Below are 15,156 nucleotides of genomic sequence, written 5' to 3' on the forward strand. Positions count from 1 at the left end.
TTATGATTATAATTAAAAACAGTATTGTTTTTTTCGTAATTATTTGCACAAGTTTGTTATACAGTCAAAAGAAGACTCTTAATACGAAGTCTATTACATCTAAGATTTCTATTGATGGTGAAATAACGGAAGATGCATGGAATTCGGCCGAAATTGCATCCAATTTTGTTATGTATCAGCCAGATAACGGTAAGTCAATAAATGAAAATAAAAGAACAGAAGTAAAAGTAGTATATGACAATGATGCGGTTTATATTGCCGCCACATTATATGATGAAAATCCGAGCCAAATAAAAAAAGAAATCACTAATCGAGACAATTTTGGGGTAACCGATTATTTTTCTGTTTTTATTAATGGGTTTAATGATGGACAACAGGATTTTAGATTTTATGTTACCGCAGCCGGAGTACAGTTAGATTGTATTGCTACCGAAGATTACAAAGATTTTTCATGGGATGCTATTTGGGAAAGTAAAGCAGTCATAGCTGATAAGGGTTGGGTAGTAGAAATGAAAATTCCCTATGCGGCAATACGATTTTCAAATCCAAATAAGCAAATCTGGGGCATAAATTTCCTTAGAAATATTGAACGAGATGTACAAGTGTATTCTTGGAACAGAATCGATACTAAAATTGGTGCCGAGCTCACACAAAACGGACTATTGGAAGGGATTGAAAACATCAAAACTCCAACTCGATTATTCTTCATTCCTTACGCTTCATTTTACAATCAAAAAGACAACACCCAATCGGATAATACATTTAAGGGTGGGCTCGATATTAAATACGGAATCAATGATGCTTTTACATTAGATGCTATTTTGGTTCCTGATTTTGGTCAAACCAAATTTGACAATGCTATTTTAAATCTTGAACCATTTGAGCAAAAATTAGACGAAAACAGGCCTTTTTTCACCGAAGGAACTGAACTGTTTTCTAAGGGGAACCTTTTTTATTCAAGAAGAATTGGAGGATATCCGAGTTCAGATCCAACGGTTGAAGAAAATGAGGAAATTACAGATTATCCAAGTACGGTCGATTTACTCAATGCAATCAAAATATCGGGACGTACCAAAAAAGGTTTGGGAATAGGTTTTTTGAATGCCATTACCGAAAAAACATTCGCTACCATAAAAGACACGATAACTTCGACCAGCAGAAAAGAAGTCATTGAACCGCTGGCCAATTATAATATAGTTGTTTTGGATCAGCGTTTTAATCACAACTCATCAATAACTTTTATTAATACTAATACTATTCGAAACGGTAGTTTTAGGGATGCCAATGTTTCTGGACTTTTATTCGATTTGAATACGAAGAAAAACAGCTATAGTTTAAACGGTGATTTTAAATACAGTGCGGTAAATACTTTCGAAGATTATGACGGCTATAAAACAGCCCTGAATTTTGAAAAAACAAGTGGGAAAATTCGATATGAAATTTCAGGAAAATACATTTCCGAAGATTACGACGTTAATGACCTTGGACTGATTTATTATACCAACTATCACGCCGCTTACGCCAATGCAAGTTACAGAATCCTGAATCCGACTTCTTTTTTCAATACTTTCAAGATTCTTCAAGAAGCCAGTTTGGAAATTCAAAATACAACTGGTAAAATTCAAGATGACTATCTGAAAACTACCATAGGGGCATCTTCATTAAAAAACAACTATTATGAATTTTCTTTATATTACACGCCAAAGGAGACTTTTGATTTTTATGAACCACGGGTTTATGGTCGCTATGTGTATGTACCAAAAAGGGTATATTCCTATTTTGGATTTGAATTGAATAGAAATCATTCTTTTATTTTGGATGCAACTGTTTCATTTACGAAATATAATGAAGAAAACAGACAAACTTACGAGATCTACATTAATCCAAAATACCGATTCAATAATCAATTTTCATTAGAATATGCCTTAGACTACACCTCCAAAAACAATGATAGAGGTCGCGTGGGCTATGATGATTCGGGAATTGTATTTGCCGAAAGAAATAGAGAAATTCTTCAAAACACACTTACCGGGAAATTTGCCATTACTAATAGAATGGCTCTAAATCTGGATGCCCGTTACTACTGGTCTTATGCTGATAATCATGAATTTTTCACACTACAGGATGATGGTTATTTAACTCCAAATTCCAATTACAATCTTAATAAAAACAGAAATTTCAATTCTTGGAACTTGGACTTATCGTACTCATGGTGGTTTGCTCCCGGAAGCGAAATAATTGTCCTGTATCGAAATTACGCTTTGGAAGAAACCAATCAAGTTGAAAAAGACCTTTCGACCAACTTGACAAATATTTTTAATAGCAATTTGACCAGTATTTTTTCGGTTAGCGTTCGCTATTATATTGACTATAATATGGTGAAAAATAAATTTTAATCATTTCTACATAAAACTGTAACATAAACTGTAATCAATAGTCTATTGATGCAACAACTTATTAAACTCAGGTTTTAGATCTCAATTTAAAATCTGGTTTAATATTCGTAGGTATCTAAAATTATTGTTTTCATGAAAAAGTGTTATTTCTTTTGTTTTCTTTTATTTTCAACTTTGATGTATAGTCAGAAGAAATCTTTACAGACAAAATTTATTACTGAAAAAATAAGTTTAGATGGAAAATTAGACGAAGCAATTTGGCAATCGGTTCCTGTAGCAACTGATTTTGTTATGTTTCAACCTGATAATGGTAAGGTAATCCCAGAAAATAAAAGAACCGAGGTTCGAGTTTTGTATGATAACGAGGCTATTTATATTGGTGCTTTAATGTATGACGATGAACCAAACAAAATACTAAGGGAATTAAATAAGAGGGATGATTTTGGTGCGGCAGATTTTTTTGGTGTGTTCGTCAATGGTTACAATGATGGACAGCAGAATTTTGAGTTTTTTGTAAATGCGGCAGATGGTCAAGCTGATTGTTTGGCAACCGACAGCAATGGAGAAGATTATTCTTGGGATGCCGTTTGGGACAGTAAAGCGGTTATTACTTCTTTCGGGTGGGTTGTCGAAATGCGAATTCCTTATTCTGCTTTGCGATTTTCTAGTGAAAGCAAACAAACTTGGGGTGTTAACTTTTTTAGGGAAATACGCAGAGACCGACAAAAATATTCATGGAATTTGATTGACAATAAAATAGGAACGTTTACCCAACAAAATGGAACGGTGGATGGCATTGAAAACATAAAAACACCTACTAGACTTTTCTTTTTGCCGTATGCTTCTTTTTATACGTATGCCAATGCCGACCAAAAAACGTATGGAGAATTAAAAGGAGGTTTGGATATTAAATATGGAATAAATGATGCCTTTACTCTCGATGCCATGCTTATTCCTGATTTTGGACAAACCAAATATGATGACCGAATTCTAAATTTATCGCCCTTCGAACAACAATTCAATGAAAATCGTGCCTTTTTTACTGAAGGGACTGATTTGTTCAGCAAAGGAAATCTTTTCTATTCCAGAAGAATCGGAGGGCCACCTTCCTATTCTCCCGAGACTAAAACTAACGAAGAAATAGTAGAAAATCCAACTACTGTAGATCTTTATAATGCTACCAAAATATCAGGTAGAACAAAAGGTGGTCTAGGAATTGGATATTTGAATGCTGTTACCCAAAAAACATATGCGACTATTAAAGATACCATTTCCAAAGAAACACGTAGGGTTCTAGTGCAACCGCTCACTAATTACAATGTTTTGGTTTTTGATCAGCGTTTTCACAAGAATTCGTCAGCGTCATTAATAAATACGAATGTTACCAGAGATGGTTCCTTTAGAGACGGGAATGTAACGGCGTTGGTTTGGGATTTAAACACCGCCAAAAATACCTATAATTTGTCTGGGAATTTTGAATATAGTTATGTGAACGATATTGAAAGCAAGAAAGACGGAATCAATACGACTTTGAATTTTGCAGAGACAAGCGGTAAATATCGCTATAATTTTGGCGGAAACTTAGTCACAAAAGACTTCGATAACAACGATTTGGGGATTATTTTTGAAACCAATTATTATAGTTTTAATGGATTTACAAGTTACAGAATTCTTAACCCGACCAAATTATTCAATTCATTTAACACGAATGTCAATGGCTATGCCCAATTTCAGAAAGAAACCGGTAAAGTACAGGATGACCAAATCAACTGGAACGTAAATACCACAACAAAAAAGAATCATTATATTGGATTTGGACTAGAATATCGACCTGTAGAAACCTATAATTATTATGAACCAAGAACTGAAGGTCGTTACAGCATTGATCCTACCCGTTTTGGTAGTTGGTTTTCAATATCAACGAATTACAACAACAAATTTGCATTTGATTTTAATCCTTCTTTTGCAGTGTTAAATGAAACAAAAAGAACAACATTTAGTTTTTATTTAAGTCCAAGATATCGTTTCAATGACCATTTGGCATTAAACTATGAATTCAACTTTTTTCGCCAAAATAATAATAAAGGGTTTGTTGACAGTAGTTCGAAAAACGATGCTTTGGCTCCCAATACCATAATTTATGCGAACCGAAATGTAGTTAACTATACTAATAATATAAATGGAAAATATTCATTGAACAGTAAAATGAATTTTAATCTATCTGCCCGTTATTATTGGTCTTATACCGAGAATAAAGATTTTTATAAGTTAGAGGATAACGGAAGACTAACTGCTTATGACAGTTATACCGATAACAAAGACCAAAATTTGATTACCTGGAATTTGGATCTATCATACAATTGGTGGTTTGCTCCAGGAAGTCAGTTGACTCTTTTGTATCGAAGTAATGCCGCAAAATATGATAATTTAATTACTAAGGACTTTGGAAATAACTATACTAGTGTGCTTAACAATGAAGATTTAAGTCATGTGATTTCCATTAGTGTAAAATATTTTATAGACTACAATCAGATCAAAAACGTTTTCTAGATTGTGTCAATTTAAAATAAATTTTCCTGTTACAAGACTTATCTTTTTATAGGATAAAATTCTCCTCGAAATTCTCGTTTTTTAGACCGGAATTTTCAGGGCTTTTTTTGCATTTTTTTTAGAAAAAGACACTTTTTGCAACACAATTTTAAGTATTTGTTGTACTTCTCTTTTTTATGTACAATAGTAGTTTTGACGAACTTATATTTTTTTGGAAAGCTTTATCTTTGCAAAAAATTTCATACCATGAACAAAAAAGTAATTTTAATGATTTTAGACGGTTGGGGGAAATCACCTGACCCGAAAGTTTCTGCAATTGATAATGCAAATGTTCCGTTTATAAATAGTCTCTATACAAAATACCCGAGTGCACAACTTAGGACTGACGGTTTACATGTTGGTCTTCCTGAAGGACAAATGGGAAACAGCGAAGTAGGGCACATGAACCTTGGAGCTGGAAGAATTGTTTACCAAGATTTGGCCAAGATAAATCTTGCTGTTGAACACAAAACTTTGGTGAAAGAACAAGTACTTATCGATGCTTTCGAATATGCCAAACAAAATAATAAAAAAGTGCATTTTTTAGGCTTGCTTTCTGATGGAGGAGTTCACTCACATACTTCTCATTTAAGAGGATTAATCGATGCGACCCAAGATTATGGATTGCAGAATGTATTTGTACATGCTTTTACGGACGGTCGTGACGTAGATCCTAAATCAGGAAAAAAATATGTACAAGATCTTGAAGATTACATCGCAAATACTACCGTAAAATTAGCTTCTGTAGTTGGACGTTATTATGCAATGGATCGTGATAAACGTTGGGAAAGAGTAAAACTGGCTTATGATTTACTTGTAAACGGGACCGGAACTCATTCAACTAATGCTTACGAAACCATAAAAGAAAGTTACAAAAACCACGTGACAGATGAATTCATCGCTCCGATGGTTATGGTGGACGAAAATGATAAGCCTCTTGCAACTATTCAAGAAGACGATGTGGTTATTTTCTTCAATTTCAGAACAGACAGAGGTCGTGAATTGACTGAAGCACTTTCGCAAAAGGATTTCCACGAGCAAAACATGCACAAATTAAAATTGTACTATGTGACGCTAACCAATTATGACGAAACATACGAGAATGTAAAAGTGGTTTATAACAAAGACAACATCACAGAAACATTGGGTGAAGTTTTGGAAAAAGCCAACAAAAAACAAATTCGTATCGCCGAAACAGAAAAATATCCGCACGTGACATTCTTCTTTTCTGGAGGTCAAGAAACCCCTTTTCATGGAGAAACTAGAATTTTAAGAAACTCTCCAAAAGTAGCCACTTACGATTTACAGCCAGAAATGAGTGCCTATGAATTGAAAGATGCTTTGGTGCCTGAATTAAACAAAGGGGAAGTTGATTTTGTATGTTTAAATTTTGCTAATGGTGACATGGTTGGACATACAGGAGTTATGGAAGCAGCAATAAAAGCTTGTGAGGCTGTTGATGCTTGCGTAAAAGAAGTTGTAGAAGCTGCTCTTGCCAATAATTATACAACCATCATTATTGCAGATCACGGTAATTGTGAAACCATGATTAACCCTGACGGTTCTCCAAATACTGCTCATACTACCAATCCAGTGCCAATTATTCTTGTGGACAAAGAGTTGAAAACCATTCATGATGGTGTTTTAGGGGATATTGCTCCTACGATTCTTGCTTTAATGGGAATTGATCAACCGGCCGCTATGACTTGTCATTCCTTACTATAAATAAAAAGCCAATTGGCATTTTTTAATAAATCAAAAAGGGCGTGAAATTAATTTTTCACGCCCTTTTTATATGTACTAATTGTATTTCTACAATTTGTCCAACAGATAAAAGTACTCCCGCTCAATGCTCTCCTGATGATCCGAATGAGCAATTCTGACTAGTTCGGCTGCGCGTTGTTTCAATGTTTTTCCGTAAAGATCAGCAATTCCATTTTCGGTAATAACATAATGAATATGTCCTCTGGTTGTTACCACTCCAGCGCCTTGTTTCAAGAAAGGTACAATTCTGCTTACCCCGTTTTTTGTTGTTGACGGCAGGGCAATAATCGCTTTTCCGCCATCGCTTAAAGATGCGCCACGTATAAAATCCATTTGCCCTCCAACACCCGAATACATTCTTGGTCCAATAGAGTCAGCACAAACCTGTCCAGTTAAATCAACTTCTATAGCCGAATTAATAGCAATCATTTTTGGGTTTTTCCTGATTCTGGCAGTGTCATTCACCGTCGAAGATTCCCGTAATTCAATAAACGGATTATCGTTTACAAAATCATACAAGCGCTTTGAGCCCAACACAAAAGTGGATAGCACTCTTCCTCGTAATGATCCTTTATAGTTGCAGTTTATCACATTGCTTTCAATCAGATCAATCACACCGTCCGAAAACATTTCGGTGTGCAATCCTAAATCTTTATGATTTCCCAATTTGCTCAAAGCGGCATTAGGAATCGAGCCAATTCCCATTTGTAGTGTACTTCTATCCTCAATCAAAGAGGCAATATAATTCCCTATTTTATCTTCTTCGGCGGTAAAAGTCTCCACTTTATGTGAATAAATAGGCACATTTACTTCTACTAAATAGTTTATTTCTGAAATATGCAGGATTCCGTCACCAAAAGTTCTCGGCATCTGAGGATTTACCTGCGCTATCACAATTTTTGCATTCTCAATCGCTGCAACCGAAGCCTCCACTGAAACTCCAAGTGAGCAATAGCCGTGGCTGTCTGGCGGTGACACATGAATAAAAGCCACATCTATCGGCAACACATTTCTTCGGAAGAGACGCGGTAATTCACTTAAAAAAACAGGAGTATAGGAACCGTTCCCCGCTTTTAAAGTATGTCGGACATTCCCGCCAATAAAAAATGAATTGACATGAAAACTTTCCGCAAGGTCAGGATTAGCATATCGCGCCTCTCCTTCGGTATGCAAATGACATATTTCTACATTCCTTAGTTCGGAAGCTCTTTCGGTTAAAGCATTCGCTAAAATCGTTGGTGCAGCCGCAGCCGCCTGCAGATATACTCTATTTCCCGATTTTACGACTTTGACAGCTTCCTCGGCAGTTACATATTTTCCCATAAACTTGTATTTATCACAAATATATTCAATTAGACAAAACCAAAATATGACAACGCTCATATTCAAAGTAAAACAATATTTAAATAAAAGTTAAAATCTCATAATTAAAAGTATTACTATTATATTTGCAATTAAATAAATCATAATGGATCAAATATTATCAAACATCAAAATTCAGATAAACAGCAAGCTCTTTGTAAAGGATCCTGAAACCTCTTCATTGGGCAAAAAAATTATTCAGGAAAGTGTTTTGCTTATCAATGAAATTGGTTTTGATCACTTTACTTTTAAAAAACTGGGTAAAAAAATAGGATCCAATGAAAGTTCTATCTATCGTTATTTTGAAAGTAAACACAAACTGTTAGTGTATTTGTCTTCTTGGTATTGGGGTTGGATGGAATACCGCTTAGTATTTTCAATTTCCAATCAAACTGATTCTTGGGAAAAATTAAAAAAAGCAGTAAGTATCATAACGGAAAAAGTAGAGGATGATCAAAACACAGCTCATATTAACGAATCGGTTTTGAACAGAATCATTATTGCGGAATTCACCAAAACTTTTCACACCAAAGAAGTGGACCAAGAAAACAAAGAAGGTTTTTATTTCATTTACAAAAGGGTTATCAATAGAATAACGGCTATTATAAACGAGGTAAATCCCGAATATGATTATGCCAAAAGCCTTGCTTCTAGTATTGTGGAAGGCGCATTGCACCAGCATTTTTTGAGAGAACATATGAAAACGATCACTAATTGTAATGAAACAATATCGCCAACTGATTTTTATTTCAACTTAATTGAAAATGTACTAAAAAAGTAAAACATGACTTCATTAAAAAGATTATTCAACCTTTTGAAACTGGACAAAAAAGATGTTTCACAAATTTTTTTCTACGCTATTTTTTCAGGAATCGTGAGTTTGTCCCTCCCATTGGGTATTCAGGCGATTGTAAACTTTATTCAATCCGGGCGAGTAAGTGCGTCGTGGGTTGTTCTGGTTATACTTGTAGTTATCGGAGTTATCCTTGTAGGTGTTTTATCTCTGATGCAATTAAGAATCACGGAAAATTTACAGCAAAAAATGTTTGTACGCTCGTCATTCGAATTTGCCTCCAGACTGCCAAAAATAGAATTCAAAGAACTTTATGGTCATTATCCGCCCGAATTAGCAAACCGCTTTTTTGACACCTTGACAATACAGAAAGGGACATCAAAATTATTGGTTGATTTTTCGGCAGCAATCCTGCAGATAGTTTTTAGCATCATATTACTAACACTTTATCATTCTTTCTTTATGGTATTCGGGCTTTTATTGTTAGGGTTTCTATATGTCATTTTTAAATTTTCGTATAATGAAGGAATTTCAACCAGCTTAAAAACATCCAAGAATAAATACAAAGCGGCTGGCTGGCTACAGGAAATTGCCCGAAACAATTTTAGTTTCAGAAATGAACTCAACTATGATTTTGCATTAGAAAAAAACGATGGAATTATAAAAGATTATTTATACAGCCGTGAAAATCATTTTAATGTCCTCAAAAGACAATTTGGGCATCTTATCATTTTCAAGGTAGTTATTACTGCAAGTTTGTTGATTATTGGCGGTTATTTGGTTTTAAGCCAAGAAATGAACATTGGTCAATTCGTCGCTGCCGAAATCATTATTTTACTGGTAATAAATTCTGTAGAGAAAATTATTCTTGGATTGGAAACTTTTTATGATGTATTGACTGCAGTCGAGAAGATTGGTCAGGTTACTGATATGGAACTGGAAGAAGAATTTAATGTTGAAAGTAAAAGCTGTTACACCAACATCAGCCTTGAAACTAATGATTTAGAATTCAGGCTTCCGGAGAGTAATTCCAGAATTTTAAAGAGGATTAATTTGAAAATTGAGTCAGGTGAAAAAATTATAATCAATGGTGAAAATGGTTCAGGAAAAACGACATTGATCCGCATACTTTCTGGTTTACTGCATCCTACTTCGGGAAATTTTTTCATCAATGACGACACTTTTAGTAAAATAGACACAAAGCAATACCGTTCCAGAATTGGAAGTATCATACAAGGAGAAACACCTTTTGAAGGAACTATTCTGGAGAACATAACTTTTAATGACAGAAATATTGATACAGAAACGTTGAAATGGGCACTGGATGCCGTTCAGCTAACCGACTATATAAAAACATTGCCAAAAGGACTAGACACTAAAATATTCCCGGAAGGAAAAGAGCTTTCCTCTTCCAATGCGCAAAAGATTTTATTGGCAAGAAGCATAGTTCACAAACCCAACATTTTATTTTATGAAGAACCGACAGATAAAATGGATATAAAAGTGGCTAATGAAATTATAGACTTCATTATTTCTGAAAAAAATAAATGGACAGTCATTGTTGTTTCTCAAAATCCACATTGGTTAACCAAATGTACGCGGGAAATCACAATGCAAAAAGGAACGGTTTTATTAGACACTAAAAAATAAGGTTATGTTAAATATATCTGACAAAAATCCAATAAATAATAAAGCTCTCGAAAAATATTCTACGGTAAAGAATTTGAGCAACAGGCCTCATTACAAAATTCTGAACAGAATAATTCTGGCGGTATCCATACTTGTGGTTATTGTACTTTTCTTTCCCTGGACACAAAACATCTCGGGCTCTGGAGCAGTCACTACATTGAAACCCAACCAGAGACCACAATCTATTCAATCCGTTATTTCAGGGCGTATTGAAAAATGGTATGTACAGGAGGGAGATTATGTAAATAAAGGAGATACTATTCTTTTTATATCTGAAATCAAAGAAGACTATATGGATCCAAATTTGGTTAAAAATACCAAAAATCAGGTGAATGCAAAAAAACAGTCTTTAGCTTCTTATGGTTCGAAGGTCACAACTCTTAATGTACAAATGCAGGCCATTGAAAAAGAAAAAATACTAAAACTCAAACAGTCCCAAAACAAGATTAAACAGGCACGTTTGAAAATAAAAAGCGACAGTATGGATCTTGAAGCGGTAAAAACACAATTTAAGATTGCCAACACACAGTATAACCGTTCGCTACAACTGAACAAAGAAGGTCTAAAAGCCTTGTCAGATGTAGAAGAAAAACGCTTGAAACTGCAAGAATCTGAGGCTAAAATCATCACTCAAGAAAACAAGTTTTACACGAGCCAAAATGAATTAATCAATGCAGAAGTAGAAATCAACAGAATCATTGCTGAGTATTCTGAAAAATTATCCAAAGCGCAAAGTGACCAATATACTGCAATGAGTAATCAATACGACACAGAAGCGCAAGTAAGTAAATTAGAGAATCAGTATGCTAATTACAGTATCCGAAACGGGATGTACTATATCAAAGCGGCACAAAGCGGATACATCAATAGAGCTTTGCAGTCGGGAATTGGTGAAACCATAAAAGAAGGAACCCCTATTGCCACGATTATGCCTTCCAGATATGATATAGCGGTAGAATCTTTTGTAGATCCAATAGATCTGCCCTTAATAAAGAAAGGGGAAAAAGTAAGAGTTTGGTTTGACGGATGGCCTACAATCGTATTTTCAGGATGGCCAGATATGTCGTATGGTACATTTGGCGGTGAAATAGTCGCGATTGAAAACTTTATCAGTGATAATGGCAAATTCAGAATCCTTATCGCACCAGACAAAAGCGAAACTCCGTGGCCAAAACAATTGAGTATTGGATCGGGCGCACAAACGTTGGCATTATTAAATACAGTGCCGGTTTGGTTTGAAATATGGAGAACACTAAATGGTTTTCCTCCAAATTATTATCAAGGAAAAGAGAAACCTTCAAAAGGAAAAAAATAATGAAACACCTTCTTGTCATACTTTCATTACTGGGAATGACTATTTATGGTCAGACCAATAGCAAGGAACAGCTCCCGCTACATCTCAAAGAAATGAGTTATAATGAATATTTGGGTTTTGTGAAAAAATATCATCCATTGGTAAAAAATGCCAATTTGGAAATCAGCAAAGCACAAGCCAATCTGATGATGGCACGTGGCGGATTTGACCCTAAACTTGAATTGGATTATAACAAAAAACAATTTCAGGGAACCGAATATTATTCAGTACTAAACAGCAGTTTCAAAATCCCGACTTGGTTTGGAATTGACATTAAAGCGGGGTTTGAAGACAATGAGGGGTATTATCTTAATCCACAAAACAAGACACCAGTTAATGGTTTAGCATCGCTAGGAATTAGCGTTCCTATTGGACAAGGATTACTGATTAACCAAAGAATGGCCGACCTGCAAAAAGCAAAAATCCAAGTCAAATTAAGTCAAGCCGAACAAAAACTTCAAGCCATTGCGGTTTTATACGATGCTTCAGTTGCTTACTTTAACTGGAAAAAAAACTACGAAGAAAATTTATTATATGAAAGCTACAGCGTCAACGCCCAAAAACGATATGAAGGAATTGAAACTTTAATCAAGCAAGGTGACAAACCTGCTATAGATAGCGTCGAAGCAGGTATTGTGGTCAAAAACAGATTGCTTGCTCTTGAGGATTCAAAATTGAAATTATCAAAAGCAAAATTGGAGCTGTCAAACTTTCTTTGGATAGAAAACAACATACCGCTGGAACTTGCTGATGCTATTGTTCCAGAGAAAAGCCTTGTAGAAACCATACAGGAAACGTTGAATATTAATGATTTGAATCAGGAATTTTCACTGGCAAGTCATCCAAAAATTGAAGCTCTGCAAAGTAAAATTGATTTTTTGACTGTCGAAAAAAAGCTAAAAGCCAATATGCTTTTGCCCAAAATAGATTTAGGTTACTCTTATTTGGCTCAGCCAAATCCAAACATTCCGAACAATTCTGATAATTTTAAAGTTGGTATTGATTTTTATTTCCCTTTGTTTCTAAGAAAAGAAAGAGGCAGTTTAAAATTAGCTCAATATAAAATTCAGGAGTCCGAATTTACAAGAGATTTAGAAAAAGTGCAGTTAACGAACAAAATCAATGCCCAAAAGATTGAAATTCAGTCTTTGGTTAAACAGCAAAAACTGACCGGTAAGTTGGTCATGGATTATGAAACAATGTTAAAATCTGAAGAGCGATTATTCAATTTGGGAGAGAGTTCACTATTCCTTATCAACACTCGAGAAAACAGTTTGGTTAGTGCCCGTCTATCGCAGATTGCATTAGAAAACCGTTTTTACACTTCCAACTCTGAACTGTATAAAATCATGGCAAATCCTAATTGATAGCAAATCCATTTTTTAATACATTGCTTCATTTGTACGTTGTCACTTTGACCTGGAATTTACTTGTGATTTAATTTAAAAAACTCAAATCGCTTCCGCTGGCTAATTCTTCAGGTAATTGGTTCTGTCTAAAAAGGCGTGCTTGCAAATTTCCTTTTAGAGTGATTTTTTCTCCTTTTACGTCTAACCAGCTTCCTTCTCGTAATCCCAATACAGGCAAAGAATTAAAAGCGTGGAATTCTTTGATTCTTGTTTCCCTTGTTTCTCCCATATGCTTGGATTGATCGTCTGGGTCTAAATAATGCGGATTCAAATTAAAAGGTATTATTCCTAAAGTTTGAAAGCTAGGCGGATAAATAATAGGCATATCGTTGGTCGTTTGCATCGTCAATCCGCAAATGTTACTTCCTGCACTGGTTCCCAAATAAGGGGTTCCCTTTTTCAAAGTATCAGCAAGAATATTCATGAGATCGTTTTTATACAATTGGGTGACAAGCAGGAAAGTGTTGCCGCCTCCTGTAAAAATTCCTTCTGCTTTTTGTATGGCTTCTTTTGGATTTTCAAATTCATGAATACCTTTTACAGTCATGTTTATTTTGGCGAAAGCCGTAGCGACTTTCGAAGTGTATTCGTCGTGCGATATACCGCTTGGTCTTGCAAATGGAATAAATAGGATCGTTTTGCAATCCTTAAAATGCGATTGTAATTCAGGCAATAAATACTCTAAGTATTGTCCTTCGTGCAAGGTTGAAGTACTTGCTATAATGCAGTTTTTCATTTTATATGCTGTGTAAAATTCGCTGTAAAGGTATTAAATGATTGTTTTTTAATGTATGGAGGAACGATTTTAATTAACAAACTTTTACCAACTTATTAGTAATTAATTTGGATGGGATTGGGATACTTTTACATTTTGCAAATAAGTTGCGGTGAAGATTTTTTCAACTTAAAAAGATGAAATCGGTTTTATTCGCCAAATAGGAACTGTTTATTTCAATATTTAGGTTTAAAGAATAATTAGTTTTTTTAATCAATTCCAAAATTGCGCGTGAAGAATAATTTTACTTTTTTATTTATTTTCTTTTTTATAGTTCAGTTTGCGATAGCACAAGTGGGTGTCGAAAAATGGATAAAGGGGCAAGTAAGCTCGAATGGAGTTCCGTTGGAAGCAATCAATATTACGAATGCCTCAACCAAAATAATGGTGGTGTCAGATCAATATGGTGCTTTTTCTATTCTTGTAAAAGTGGGTGACATTTTGAATTTTTCGGCCGTTAATTATGAGGAATTAAGGAAATATATTAAGATTCAAGAATTTAAAATGGGCAATATTGTTGTCGATTTAACACCGAAAAGTATCGAATTGAATGAAGTGATTATTAATGAGCACTCGGAGATAAGTGCTGAAAATCTTGGGATAATTCCTCGTGATCAAGTCAAATTAACATCTCAAGAACGAAAACTTCAAACAGCAGGTGATTTCAAACCAATACATTTATTGGGGTTATTTGGTGGGATGTTGGCAGTTGATCCCATTTTGAATGCCATAAATGGCAGGACTGCAATGCTCAAAAAAGCTGTTACAGTAGAGAAAAAAGAGTTTTTGATGGCAAAAATGGAGGGTCTATTTGAAGAAAAATATTATATAGAAACTCTAAAAATACCCGAAGAGTACATCAAGGGTTTCCAATATTATTGTATAGAAGACCAAGATTTTGTTAGGTCTTTAAAAGATAAAAACAAGACGATGAGTATGTTTTTAATTGTTGGTTTGGCTTCCAGTTTTAATAAAAACAGACAAAGTGCTGTCGAAAATCATTAGCCTAAAGTGTTGAATTTTAT

Annotated in this window: 10 protein-coding genes; 8 read left to right on the forward strand and 2 right to left on the reverse strand. The window is 34.7% G+C overall.

What is annotated here, in order from left to right:
* The first annotated feature begins 2 nt into the window (after window positions 1–2).
* The 3 genes from DOS84_RS09445 (at window position 3) to gpmI (ending at window position 6,710) form a co-directional block, all read left to right on the forward strand.
* Window positions 3–2,396, forward strand: coding sequence for a DUF5916 domain-containing protein (locus tag DOS84_RS09445; RefSeq protein WP_111409875.1), 2,394 nt, complete (start codon window positions 3–5; stop codon window positions 2,394–2,396).
* 132 nt (window positions 2,397–2,528) lie between these two features.
* Window positions 2,529–4,946, forward strand: coding sequence for a DUF5916 domain-containing protein (locus DOS84_RS09450; protein WP_111409876.1), 2,418 nt, complete (start codon window positions 2,529–2,531; stop codon window positions 4,944–4,946).
* Between the two features lie 246 nt (window positions 4,947–5,192).
* On the forward strand, window positions 5,193–6,710 hold the full coding sequence (gpmI, locus tag DOS84_RS09455) for a 2,3-bisphosphoglycerate-independent phosphoglycerate mutase (protein WP_111409877.1): 1,518 nt from the start codon (window positions 5,193–5,195) through the stop codon (window positions 6,708–6,710).
* Window positions 6,711–6,797: 87 nt separating this feature from the next.
* On the opposite strand, the gene DOS84_RS09460 is transcribed toward gpmI, so the two are convergent.
* Window positions 6,798–8,072, reverse strand: coding sequence for an acetyl-CoA hydrolase/transferase family protein (locus DOS84_RS09460; RefSeq protein ID WP_111409878.1), 1,275 nt, complete (start codon window positions 8,070–8,072; stop codon window positions 6,798–6,800).
* A 145-nt stretch (window positions 8,073–8,217) separates the two neighbouring features.
* Between DOS84_RS09460 and DOS84_RS09465 the strand changes: the two genes are divergently transcribed.
* The 4 genes from DOS84_RS09465 to DOS84_RS09480 are packed head-to-tail and all read left to right on the forward strand — an operon-like array spanning window position 8,218 to window position 13,314.
* Window positions 8,218–8,892 carry a TetR/AcrR family transcriptional regulator gene (locus DOS84_RS09465; RefSeq protein WP_111409879.1) on the forward strand — a complete coding sequence of 225 codons (675 nt, stop codon included), beginning with the start codon at window positions 8,218–8,220 and terminating at the stop codon, window positions 8,890–8,892.
* Between the two features lie 3 nt (window positions 8,893–8,895).
* Window positions 8,896–10,554, forward strand: a complete 1,659-nt coding sequence (locus DOS84_RS09470) for a peptidase domain-containing ABC transporter (protein WP_111409880.1) — start codon at window positions 8,896–8,898, stop codon at window positions 10,552–10,554.
* Between the two features lie 4 nt (window positions 10,555–10,558).
* A complete protein-coding gene (locus tag DOS84_RS09475; RefSeq protein WP_111409881.1) occupies window positions 10,559–11,908 on the forward strand; it encodes an HlyD family secretion protein in 1,350 nt (449 codons plus the stop codon).
* Window positions 11,908–13,314, forward strand: a complete 1,407-nt coding sequence (locus DOS84_RS09480) for a TolC family protein (protein ID WP_111410013.1) — start codon at window positions 11,908–11,910, stop codon at window positions 13,312–13,314. The genes DOS84_RS09475 and DOS84_RS09480 overlap by 1 nt, the downstream gene beginning before the upstream one ends.
* Before the next feature lie 70 nt (window positions 13,315–13,384).
* Here DOS84_RS09480 and pepE read toward each other — a convergent pair whose 3' ends face one another.
* Window positions 13,385–14,092 carry a dipeptidase PepE gene (gene pepE, locus DOS84_RS09485; RefSeq protein WP_111409882.1) on the reverse strand — a complete coding sequence of 236 codons (708 nt, stop codon included), beginning with the start codon at window positions 14,090–14,092 and terminating at the stop codon, window positions 13,385–13,387.
* 270 nt (window positions 14,093–14,362) lie between these two features.
* Between pepE and DOS84_RS09490 the strand changes: the two genes are divergently transcribed.
* Window positions 14,363–15,136 carry a carboxypeptidase-like regulatory domain-containing protein gene (locus DOS84_RS09490; RefSeq protein ID WP_243636348.1) on the forward strand — a complete coding sequence of 258 codons (774 nt, stop codon included), beginning with the start codon at window positions 14,363–14,365 and terminating at the stop codon, window positions 15,134–15,136.
* The last annotated feature ends 20 nt before the right edge of the window (window positions 15,137–15,156 follow it).

It is taken from the genome of Flavobacterium aquariorum, from assembly GCF_003254745.1.
In the GTDB taxonomy this organism is placed as follows: domain Bacteria; phylum Bacteroidota; class Bacteroidia; order Flavobacteriales; family Flavobacteriaceae; genus Flavobacterium; species Flavobacterium aquariorum.

Excerpts from the sequence above, each read along its gene's own strand:
- DOS84_RS09445 (WP_111409875.1), top strand. The coding sequence starts at position 3 with ATGATTATAATTAAAAACAGTATTGTTTTTTTCGTAATTATTTGCACA.
- DOS84_RS09450 (WP_111409876.1), top strand. The coding sequence starts at position 2,529 with ATGAAAAAGTGTTATTTCTTTTGTTTTCTTTTATTTTCAACTTTGATG.
- gpmI (WP_111409877.1), top strand. The coding sequence starts at position 5,193 with ATGAACAAAAAAGTAATTTTAATGATTTTAGACGGTTGGGGGAAATCA.
- DOS84_RS09460 (WP_111409878.1), bottom strand. The coding sequence starts at position 8,072 with ATGGGAAAATATGTAACTGCCGAGGAAGCTGTCAAAGTCGTAAAATCG.
- DOS84_RS09465 (WP_111409879.1), top strand. The coding sequence starts at position 8,218 with ATGGATCAAATATTATCAAACATCAAAATTCAGATAAACAGCAAGCTC.
- DOS84_RS09470 (WP_111409880.1), top strand. The coding sequence starts at position 8,896 with ATGACTTCATTAAAAAGATTATTCAACCTTTTGAAACTGGACAAAAAA.
- DOS84_RS09475 (WP_111409881.1), top strand. The coding sequence starts at position 10,559 with ATGTTAAATATATCTGACAAAAATCCAATAAATAATAAAGCTCTCGAA.
- DOS84_RS09480 (WP_111410013.1), top strand. The coding sequence starts at position 11,908 with ATGAAACACCTTCTTGTCATACTTTCATTACTGGGAATGACTATTTAT.
- pepE (WP_111409882.1), bottom strand. The coding sequence starts at position 14,092 with ATGAAAAACTGCATTATAGCAAGTACTTCAACCTTGCACGAAGGACAA.